Raw genomic sequence first — 11,006 nt, forward strand, 5'->3', positions numbered from 1 at the left:
TCCTTGCAAATATCGCACCACACTTCAGCCGAAATCGCGCTGCATATCAATGGGTTGCAAGTTGTTCAGGGTGGACTGGATACCGATGTGCATCGGTGCCTGACGCGCTTCCAGTGGTCCCATCTGATGCCGACATGGCGATACGACGTTGGAGCGGTCGTCATCGAGAAGACCATCGTGATGCCCCACAACCAGAACACGGTGTGCGTGGTGTACCGGCTGATCGAGGGCGATGCCGCGACCCTGCGGCTGCGGCCGTTTCTTGCCTTCCGCCGCCAGGACGCGGTGCTGGTGCATGAATCGGAATGGCCCTTCACCCTCTCCTTCACCCGTGGGTTGTACGAGGTACGCCGAGACCGCACCGACCTGTGCCTGCAGTTCGGGCTGGCGCCTGCCAACGACGGGTTCACCTGTCACGAGGTTGTGGGCGAACACGCGCTGTATCGCGTCGAGCAAGGGCGTGGCTACGACCACAGTGAGCATCTGTACAGCCCCGGCTACTTCACCGCGAGGCTGACGCAGGGCCAGGCGCTCACATTTGTGGCCACGACGGAGGGCCGCGAGGCACTGCAGTGCGATGGCCTCAGCGCGGTCGAGCACCAGCAGCGACGTGTCGAGCGGCTCTTGCAAATGGCGCCACCGGAGGTGGTGCAGGACCCTTTTTCAGCGCAACTGGTGGCCGCCGCCGACGCCTTTGTGGTCGTGCCGGGCAGTCGCCTCGAGGAAACCCGTCAGGCCCGAGCCAGCGGCGACCAGATACGGACGGTGATCGCCGGTTACCACTGGTTCGGGGACTGGGGGCGCGACACGATGATCAGCCTGGAGGGGCTGACGCTGTGCACCGGTCGCCATGCAGAAGCCCGCGCCATCCTGCAGACGTTCTCTCACTACGTGCGCGACGGCTTGCTGCCCAACCTGTTTCCCGAAGGCGAGCGCGAGGCGCTGTACCACACGGTCGACGCGACGCTGTGGTACTTCCATGCCATAGACCGATACACGGCGTACACCGGTGACCAGACGTTGATCGCTGAACTGCTCCCGGTGTTGAAGTCCATCATCGACCACCATGTGCGCGGCACCCGTTATGGCATCGGAGTCGACCCGCTGGACGGGCTGTTGCGGGCTGGCGCGCCTGGCTACCAGCTCACCTGGATGGACGCCAAGGTGGATGGCTGGGTCGTGACACCCCGGCGCGGCAAGCCCGTCGAAATCCAGGCGCTGTGGCACAACGCCCTGCGGCTCATGGCGGACTGGAGCACCGCCGCCGGCATGCCGGATGAACGATATGGCCGGCTGGCCGAGCAGGTCCGCACCGCCTTCAATCTGCGGTACTGGTCCCCCGCCCTGCTCCACCTGTTCGACGTGGTCGATGGCGAGCCGGGCGAAGAGATCAACGATGTGGCGTGCCGTCCAAATCAGGTCTTCGCCATGTCGTTGCGGCACCCCGTGCTGGACCGGATGCACTGGGAACCCGTACTGGACACGGTCCGTCGCCAACTACTCACTCCCTGGGGTCTGCGCACGCTGGCGCCAGGGCATCCGGCGTACAAGCCCACGTATGAGGGCGACCTGCGATCACGCGATGCGGCGTATCACCAAGGCACGGTGTGGCCCTGGCTGATCGGCCACTTCATCGAGGCGTGGCTGAAACTGCACCCTGACCGCGTCGCAGCACGTCGCTTCCTGGCCAATCTGCCGTCACATCTGAGGCTGGCGTGTGTGGGGAGCATCAGCGAAATCTTTGATGCCGAGCCACCAGAATTGCCGCGCGGCTGCATTGCGCAAGCCTGGAGCGTGGCCGAGGCGCTGCGGGCCTGGCTCATGACGGACCCAGACCGCCCCGAGTGAGCGCAGCCCCGTAAGGGCACGGCATGGCAATTGCCGAACAGAGTCATCTGCTCAAGACACACAAGGAGCCCGCCATGCCCTCGCGTTCGGACAACACCGGCCTGCCAGCCACCCTGAAGCGGTCGCCGGCCAAGGCGCAACGGACCTACGCCAAAACCCTGGCCAGCGCTGAACGGTCTTACGGGCCTGGCGAGCGTGCCCGTCGCACCGCCATCTCCTCGCTCAAACACAGCTTCGAGAAGGTGGGTGACCACTGGGAGCCAAAGGCACACAAAGGGCCGTCGGACCCGCAAGCCGCGGCGTCCGGTGAAGTCGCCCGGCGCGGCACGCAACCCAGTTACGGCGGCGTGGACATGTTGGGCCAGTCACGTCAGGCACTGTACGAGCGGGCATGCGCCCTGGGCATTCGCGGACGGTCCTCCATGAACAAGGCAGAGTTGGCACAGGCCATCGCGCGCAAGCAATGAGGACCCATCATGCTGAACGCGTCCCTGCCCTCCCCAGTTCCACCTGGCCCAAGCATTCCGCCCCCTGTCGGGCCGGATGTCCCCGACCCCATTGGTCCGGACGTGAGCCCGCAACCTCCCGGACCCGAAATCGAGCCGACTCGGCCCGAGCCCGAGATTGCGCCGCCGCCCACTGATCCGGAAGTGGCGCCCGTGCCCCCTCAACCAGAAGTGACGCCGCCACCCGAGGTGCAATGACCGGCGGGTGCATGCACGTTTTCCTTGGGGGGCGGCACTTCTTTCCGCCCGCATTTCCGCCCGGACAACCGGAAGAGCATAGAGCGACCTGACACCGGTGGCGCGGCACCGGGCACGGCGTTTGCCACCTTCGTCCACCGCGGCGTCATCGCCCATCACAAAGCCAGGCCGATGCTGAGCGACCTTGATCTCCACTTGCTGCATGAAGGGACCCACGCCCGCCTGTTCGACATCCTGGGCGCACACCCCCATGATGGCCCGGAGGGTGGCACCCGATTCGCCGTGTGGGCACCCAATGCGGAACGCGTTTCCGTCATGGGCGACTGGAACGACTGGGATCCACACGCTCACCCTTTGAGCCCGTGCCCGCTCAACAGCGGCGTCTGGTCCGGTGCCATTCCCCAGGCGCAGCGCGGACACATCTACAAGTACCACCTCTGCAGCCGCCACGAACATCAACAGCTGATCAAGGCCGATCCGGTGGCGTTCTATGCCGAGGCGCCTCCTGCAACCGGCTCGCGGATCTGGCATCCGCAGCACATCTGGGGCGACCAGGACTGGATGGCGCGCCGCGCAGAGCGCAACCGCCTGTCGGCGCCCATGTCCGTGTACGAAGTGCATGTGGGCTCATGGCGGAGGCCCGATGGACGCCCCATGGGTTGGCGCGCCCTGGCTCTCGAGCTGGCGGCCTATGTGAAGGACCTGGGCTTTACCCACGTGGAGCTGATGCCCGTCACCGAACATCCTTTCTACGGATCGTGGGGCTACCAGACCACCGGCTATTTTGCGCCCACTGCACGCTATGGCACGCCGGATGACTTCATGGCCTTTGTCGACCACCTGCACCAGCAAGGCATCGGCGTCATCCTCGACTGGGTGCCATCCCACTTCCCCACCGACGCGCACGGACTGCACTTCTTCGATGGAACGCACCTGTACGAACACGCCGACCCCCGGCAAGGCTTCCATCCCGAGTGGCATTCCAGCATCTTCAATTACGGCCGAGGCGAGGTCAGCAGCTTTCTGATCTCGTCTGCCTTGTTCTGGCTCGAGCGCTATCACATTGACGGCCTGCGCGTGGATGCGGTCGCGTCCATGCTCTACCTGGATTACGCGCGCCAGCATGGGCAGTGGGTGCCGAACATCCATGGCGGTAAGGAGAACCTGGAAGCGATCACGTTCCTGCGACGCCTGAACGAGGCTGTGTACCGCGCTCACCCTGACGCCTTCACCGTGGCCGAGGAATCGACAGCCTGGCCCCAGGTTTCGCGCCCCACTTCGATGGGCGGGCTGGGCTTTGGCATGAAATGGAACATGGGCTGGATGCACGACACGCTGGCTTTCATGAAGGAAGACCCGCTTTACCGGCGCCACCACCTGGGACGACTGACGTTTTCACTGGTGTACGCGTTTCACGAGAACTTCGTGTTGCCGCTCTCGCACGATGAAGTGGTCTATGGCAAGGGCTCGCTGATCGGCAAGATGCCGGGTGACGCGTGGCAACGGATGGCCAACCTGCGTCTGCTGTTGTCGATGATGTGGACCCATCCAGGCAAGAAGCTGCTTTTCATGGGCGGAGAGTTTGCTCAGGAGCGTGAATGGAACCATGAAAGCGAGCTCCAGTGGCACCTGCTCGCACACCCGGAGCATCAAGGGGTGACTCGTCTCGTGCGCCAGCTCAACCAATTGCTGCAGAGCGAACCGGCGCTGCATGAGATCGACTTCGGGCCCGAAGGGTTCGAGTGGGTCGAGAGCACCGACGCGGTCAACACCGTGCTTGCCTTTCTGCGCAAGCCTTGCCGCGGCGCCCCCTTGTTGGTGGTCTGCAACCTCACTCCCGTGCCGCGCCAGGGGCATGTGCTCGGCGTGCCCGCGCCCGGGCACTGGCAGGAAATCTTCAACAGCGACGCCACCGATTACGGGGGATCGGGCTGGGGCAACCTTGGGGGTGTCCACGCGGAGCCCCAACCCAGCCATGGGCGACCGTGGGCGGTCACCCTGACCCTGCCTCCGCTGTCCACCATCATTCTGAAAGGGGAGGCGCATGCCGCGCAAGGCCACCACTGAGTTGAAGACCCCACCGCCGCAACTGCTGGGTGCACCGCACGAAGGCCGCGCCCGCGCCGTGATCGATGCGGTCATGCCACATGTGGACGCCGGGATGTTTCCTGTGAAGTGCATTGCAGGGGAGGCATTCGAGGTCACGGCCCATGTGTTCACCGATGGGCACGATGCCGTGCGCGCTGTGGTGCGATGGCATGCGGAAGGCGGCGATGCCGAAGAGGTGGAGATGCAGCCCCGTGGAAATGACGAGTGGACGGCCAGCTTCACCCCACCACGGCCGGGCCGATACCACTACACCGTCGTGGCCTGGGTCGATCGCTTCCTCTCCTGGCAGCACGAGATGGCACGGCGTCAGGGCGAGGACGACATCCGGTTGGCCATGCAGATTGGCGCAGACCTTTTGGACGAGGCTGCCGCACGTGCCGAAGGCGAGGACCGTGATCACCTGGCCGAAGGTGCACGGCAATGGCGCTGGCACGCCACGGACACCGCGGTGGACGCCGCAGCCATCCAAGCCCTCGCGCTGAACGATGCCATGGCCGCCCGTGCGCTGCGACACCCGGACCGAAGGCTGGCCACACACTGGCCCCGTCCGCTGCCTTTGGTGGCAGACCGCCTGCTGGCGCGGTTCAGCAGCTGGTATGAGCTCTTTCCCCGCTCGGCGAGCGAAGAGATGGGCCAGCACGGCCGCATCAAGGATGTCGTGGCTCGCCTGCCCTACATCGCCGAGATGGGGTTCGACGTGCTGTACCTGCCGCCCATCCACCCGATCGGCCGTGAGCGCCGTAAAGGGCGCAACAATGCCGAGCAGGCTGAACCCGGTGATGTGGGCAGCCCCTGGGCCATCGGCGCCAGCGAGGGCGGGCACAAGGCGGTGCATCCCGAGCTGGGCACCGCTGCAGACCTGAGCGAACTCATCGGCCGAGCGGCCGAATACGGCATTGAGGTGGCCCTTGACATTGCCTTCCAGTGCGCGCCGGACCATCCCTATGTGAACGAGCACCGCAACTGGTTCCGTTGGAGACCGGATGGCAGCGTGCAGTACGCCGAGAATCCGCCCAAGAAGTACCAGGACATCTACCCCTTCGACTTCGAAACAAGCGACTGGCCCGCTTTGTGGCAGGAACTGCGCTCGGTGCTCGACTTCTGGATCGCACTGGGCGTGCGCGTCTTTCGGGTCGACAACCCGCACACCAAGCCCTTTGCCTTCTGGGAGTGGGCGATCACCCAGGTGAAGGCGCAACACCCGGACGTGATCCTGCTGTCCGAAGCCTTCACGCGCCCCAAGGTGATGCACCGTCTGGCCAAGGTGGGGTTCAGCCAGTCCTACACCTACTTCACGTGGCGGCAGACGGGTCAGGAGTTGCGGGCCTACTTCGAGGAACTGGCTCATGGGCCGGGACGACACTATTTCCGCCCCAACGTCTGGCCCAACACGCCGGACATCTTTCATGCCCAGTTTCACCACCAGGGACGACCGGTGTTCGCTCTGCGACTGGTGTTGGCCGCCTTGCTGTGTCCAAGCTACGGGATCTACGGTCCGACATATGAACTGATGGAGAACCGCCCTCGCGGCCCAGGCAGCGAGGAGTATCTCGACTCGGAGAAGTATCAGATCCGCCACTGGGGACCGCTGAGCGTGGACCGTCCAGACAGCCTGGCCGGCCTCATCGCCCGCCTGAACCGGTTGCGCCGTGCCCACATCGCCCTGCAGTCACTGGACCGCCTGCATTTTCACGAGAGCGACAACCCTCAACTGCTGGTCTGGTCTCGGCAGGCTCGGGAGGGAGAAGACACGCTCGTCATGGTGCTGAACCTGGATCCGCAGTACACCCAATCCGGTTGGGTGACGCTGGATCTCGAACGGCTCGGCTTGCACGCCGACGTGCCATACGACCTCGCCGACGCCCTGAGCGATCAGCGCTTCACCTGGCAAGGCGCACGCAACTTCGTCATCCTTGACCCCGCCAGTTCTCCGGCCCATGTGTTCGTCCTTCAGCGCACCGGCGCGGCGGTCGGCACGCCATCTGCCCCACCCGAGCAGCCCCTGCTGGAGCCATGACCATGCTCACGCCCGACACCCCGCAACTGGAAGAGGCCGCTCAAGGCGCCACGGTGCCCCGCAACGACGACGCGCTCTGGTACAAGGATGCGGTCATCTACCAGCTCAACGTCAAGGCCTTCTTCGATGCCGACGACGATGGCATCGGCGACTTCAAGGGCGTCACGGCCCGACTGGACTACATCAAGGACCTGGGCGTCAATGCAATCTGGTTGATGCCCTTTTACCCTTCGCCGCTGCGTGACGACGGCTATGACATCAGCAGCTACGAAGAGATCCACCCCAACTACGGCTCGCTGGACGACTTCAAGCTGATGCTGGACGAGGTGCACAAGCGTGGCCTCAAGGTGATCACCGAGCTGGTGATCAACCACACGTCCGATCAGCACCCCTGGTTCCAGGCGGCGCGGCGGGCTCCACCGGGCTCACCCGAGCGGGATTTCTACGTCTGGAGCGAGACCAACCAACGCTACCAGGGCACGCGCATCATCTTCACGGACACCGAAGTTTCCAACTGGACATGGGACCCGGTGGCCAACGCCTACTACTGGCACCGCTTCTTCAGCCACCAACCCGATCTCAACTTCGATAACCCGCTGGTGCTCGAGGCGGTGTTCAAGACCATGCGCTTCTGGCTGGACCTCGGTGTGGACGGCTTCCGCCTGGACGCCATCCCTTACCTGGTCGAGCGGGAGGGCACCAACAACGAAAACCTGCCCGAGACACACGCCATCATCAAGCAACTGCGAGCCGCCATCGACAGCCAGTACGAGAACCGCTTCTTACTGGCCGAGGCCAACCAGTGGCCCGAAGATGTGCGCGATTACTTCGGCGATGGCGACGAGTGCCATGCGGCCTACCACTTTCCCCTGATGCCGCGCATGTACATGGCGATCGCCCAGGAAAACCGATTCCCGGTGGTCGAGATCATGCGGCAGACGCCATCCATTCCGGACAGCTGCCAATGGGCGATCTTCCTTCGCAACCACGACGAGCTGACGCTCGAGATGGTGACCAGCAAGGAACGCGACTACATGTACAACACGTATGCGGCCGATCCGCGGGCGCGCATCAACCTGGGAATCCGCCGGCGTCTGGCTCCGTTGATGGAAAACAACCTGGACACCATCAAGCTGATGAACAGCCTGCTGTTGTCCATGCCCGGCTCGCCCATCATCTATTACGGCGATGAAATCGGCATGGGCGACAACGTGTACCTGGGCGACCGCAACGGCGTGCGCACCCCGATGCAATGGAGCCCTGACCGCAACGCCGGGTTCTCGCGCGCCGACCCGCAACGGCTCTATTTGCCGCCCATCATGGACGCGGTGTATGGCTACCAGGCCGTCAACGTCGAGTCGCAGCTGCGAGACCCATCTTCTCTGCTCAACTGGATGCGACGCATGCTGGCGGTTCGGCAGTCCAGCCATGCATTCGGTCGGGGCACCCTGACCTTCCTGAAACCGGGCAACCCCAAGATCCTGGCTTACCTGCGCGAGTACGAGGACGACACCATTATGTGCGTCGCCAACCTGGCGCGCTCGGCGCAACCCGTCGAGCTCAACCTGTCGCGCTACAAAGGTCGCGTGCCCGTGGAGCTGCTGGGCCGGACGCTTTTCCCGCCCATCGGTGAGCTACCTTATCTGCTCACGATTGCCGCGCACGGCTTCTACTGGTTCAGGCTGGACAAGGAAGCCGGCGCCCCCAGCTGGCACGAGGAGCATGTCCCCATGGAAGACGTCCCGGTGCTCGTTCTGTTCGACGGCTGGCGCAGCTTCTTCCCGGACGCCGTGGTGCCCTGGCGCGCAGCGCTCGCCCTCAAGACACGGGCGCAGCTCGAGGAGCAGGTTCTGCCTCTGCACATCGAGGCCCAGCGCTGGTATGCCGCCAAGGGCCAGCCGATCGAGCGCGCCACGCTGCGCGACCATCTCATGTGGGGCGATGCCCGACTGAACTGGCTGTTCACGCTGGTGGACGTTTCGCCCGGCACCGACGACGTCACCTACTTCATGCCGCTGGCCAAGGCCTGGGAAGAAGAAGAAGACGAGCGCACCCGCACACTGGCCATGATGGCCCTCGCCCGCACACGCCAGCACGCCCAGGTGGGGGTGATGGCTGACGCGTTCTCGGATGCCTGCTTCTGCCGTGCGCTGATCCGGGCCATGGGCGAAGGCCTCACCGTCGACACGGCCCATGGCAAGCTGCGTTTCGAGGCCAGCGCTGTCTTCCAGGACCTGCTTGGCGACCGGCTGGACAGCCTGCCCGTGAGCAAGCCCCTGGGACAGAGCAGCAACACCGTGGTGACCATGGACGAGACGCTCTTCCTCAAGGGCTACCGCGCAGTGCGCCCGGGCCCCAGCCTCGAGTACGAGGTCGGGCGTTTCCTCACCGAGGTGGCACGCTTTCCGCACGTCGTCCCGGTGCTGGGCCTGCTGACCCACGAGTCACAGGACGGCACCGTCCGGCCCCTGGCGATCGCCCAGGGCTATGTGAGCAACCAGGGCGACGGTTGGGCCTACACGGCTGGCTACCTCGAACGCCACATGGAGCGTGCCCGCACGCGCGTCGACCCCGAACCCGAGGACGTGCACGGCGGGTTCCTGGGGCTCATGAGCACCCTGGGACGCAGGACAGCCGAACTGCACGAGGCTCTGTCCACGTCTTCCGACGATCCGCTGTTTCAGCCCGAACCTCTGACCGACGCGGATCTGGCGGGGATCTGCCGGCGGGTGCAGGATGATCTGGTCGCCAGCCTGGATCTGCTGGCCAGCAGGCTGAGCGCTCTTGGCGGCGAGGTCCAGCCTCTGGCTCAGTCGGTGATCGACACCCGGGAGACCTTTTCGGCGCTGATCGACCGCCCTGTGACCCTGCCAGCGGGGAGTCGACGCATCCGGTGTCATGGCGACTATCACCTTGGACAGGTGCTGGTGACGGCCAATGACTTCGTCATCATCGATTTCGAAGGTGAGCCGGCCCGGTCGCTCGAAGCGCGCCGTGCCAAGCAACCGCCGTGGCTGGACGTGGCCGGCATGCTGAGGTCCTTCAGCTACGCGAGGATGGTGGTGCTTCGATCCGCCGCCCACACGCCAGAGGAGCGCAGCACCATGATGGCCGTCGCCGACACATGGGAGCAACAGGTTCGCCAGGCCTTCCTGACGGGTTACACAAGCGTCCAAGCCGCCAGGGACAGCGCCTCCACAGACAGCTGCGAAGGCCCTGTCACGCTGGCCGAGCACGAGGCGGCCCTGCTGACGCTGTTCGAGCTGGAAAAGGCGCTGTATGAACTGCGCTACGAACTGCACAGCCGCCCTGACTGGGTCGACATCCCGCTGTTGGGTCTGCTGCAACTGGCAGAGCGGGAGGTTCCGTGAACACCGTACTGAAGAGCGAGGCCCAGGCACCGGTGCTGGACGTGCCGCAGGGGCTGGAAGCCGACGAACTGCTGGAAACGAGCACCCGTGCGTCCATCAACCTGCTGAAGGACAACCTCACGTCCTCCGGCATCCTGGCCGCCAGCCGGTCCAAAGCTGCAGAGAGCCGCAGCTACACGCGCGTGTTCGGCCGTGACGCCGCCATCTGTGTGCTTGCCATGGCCGGCAGCGGCATTCCTTCGCTCGAGCAGGGCGCCGTCGACAGCCTGGATGCCCTGGCCCGGGCCCAGGCGCCCAACGGGCAGATCCCGAAGTACGTGGACCCATTGGGGCAGGATGCCGACTTCTGGTATCTCGGCTGCGTGGACGCGACGCTGTGGTGGCTGATTGCCGTCGCCCATGTTCAACGCCACTCCACCATGCCGGGTGTGTTCGGCCGGTGGCGCGCCAACATCGACAAGGCCATCGTCTGGCTGCAGGCACAAGAGCATCAGCGCTTCTTCCTGCTGCAGCAGAACGAGGCCAGTGACTGGGCAGACATCATGCCGCGCTCAGGCTTCGTGCTCTACACGAACGCTCTGTGGCATCGCGTCAAGGACCTGTATGACCTGCCGGACCTGGACCAGACGCACTATCACTTCAATCACCTCTTCAACCCCTTCCAGAGTGACTTGCCGGAATACCGCAGGGGCCGTCTGCTGCAGCACTATGCGCGACGAGGACAACGCAACAAGGGTCTCTACCTCAGCTTCGTGAACCTGTCCTTCGTGGGGGACGAGGGCGACGTGTTCGGCAATGTGCTGGCCGTTCTGTATGTGCTTCGTGGCGACCCCATGGCCCGGGAGCTCATGAAGACGCTGTTGAGCGCAGGCGTGCACGAACCCTATCTGATCCGCTCCGTCACGACCCCGATCACGCGGGAACACGACCTCTGGCGCGCCTACATGGCCCGTCATC

Annotated in this window: 6 protein-coding genes; all 6 read left to right on the top strand. The window is 64.6% G+C overall.

Features of this window, described 5'->3' with window-relative positions; genetic code table 11:
• Nucleotides 1-3: 3 nt before the first annotated feature.
• Nucleotides 4-1,848: an amylo-alpha-1,6-glucosidase gene (locus tag QZ709_RS12775; RefSeq protein WP_294637678.1), complete on the top strand. Its 1,845-nt coding sequence runs from the start codon at nucleotides 4-6 to the stop codon at nucleotides 1,846-1,848.
• A 74-nt stretch (nucleotides 1,849-1,922) separates the two neighbouring features.
• Nucleotides 1,923-2,315, top strand: coding sequence for a ChaB family protein (locus QZ709_RS12780; RefSeq protein WP_294637675.1), 393 nt, complete (start codon nucleotides 1,923-1,925; stop codon nucleotides 2,313-2,315).
• Between the two features lie 408 nt (nucleotides 2,316-2,723).
• A complete protein-coding gene (gene glgB, locus QZ709_RS12785; RefSeq protein ID WP_294637676.1) occupies nucleotides 2,724-4,619 on the top strand; it encodes a 1,4-alpha-glucan branching protein GlgB in 1,896 nt (631 codons plus the stop codon).
• Nucleotides 4,597-6,678 carry an alpha-1,4-glucan--maltose-1-phosphate maltosyltransferase gene (locus QZ709_RS12790; protein WP_294637677.1) on the top strand — a complete coding sequence of 694 codons (2,082 nt, stop codon included), beginning with the start codon at nucleotides 4,597-4,599 and terminating at the stop codon, nucleotides 6,676-6,678. Before glgB ends, QZ709_RS12790 begins: the two co-directional genes overlap by 23 nt.
• A gap of 2 nt (nucleotides 6,679-6,680) precedes the next feature.
• Entirely contained in the window at nucleotides 6,681-10,049 is a 3,369-nt protein-coding gene (treS, locus tag QZ709_RS12795; RefSeq protein WP_294637679.1) for a maltose alpha-D-glucosyltransferase, read from the top strand.
• Between the two features lie 41 nt (nucleotides 10,050-10,090).
• The coding region (locus QZ709_RS12800) for a glycoside hydrolase (RefSeq protein ID WP_294637680.1) at nucleotides 10,091-11,006 on the top strand (916 nt) is incomplete at its 3' end.

The sequence above is a fragment of the uncultured Aquabacterium sp. genome (genome assembly GCF_913773725.1).
GTDB lineage: Bacteria > Pseudomonadota > Gammaproteobacteria > Burkholderiales > Burkholderiaceae_C > Aquabacterium.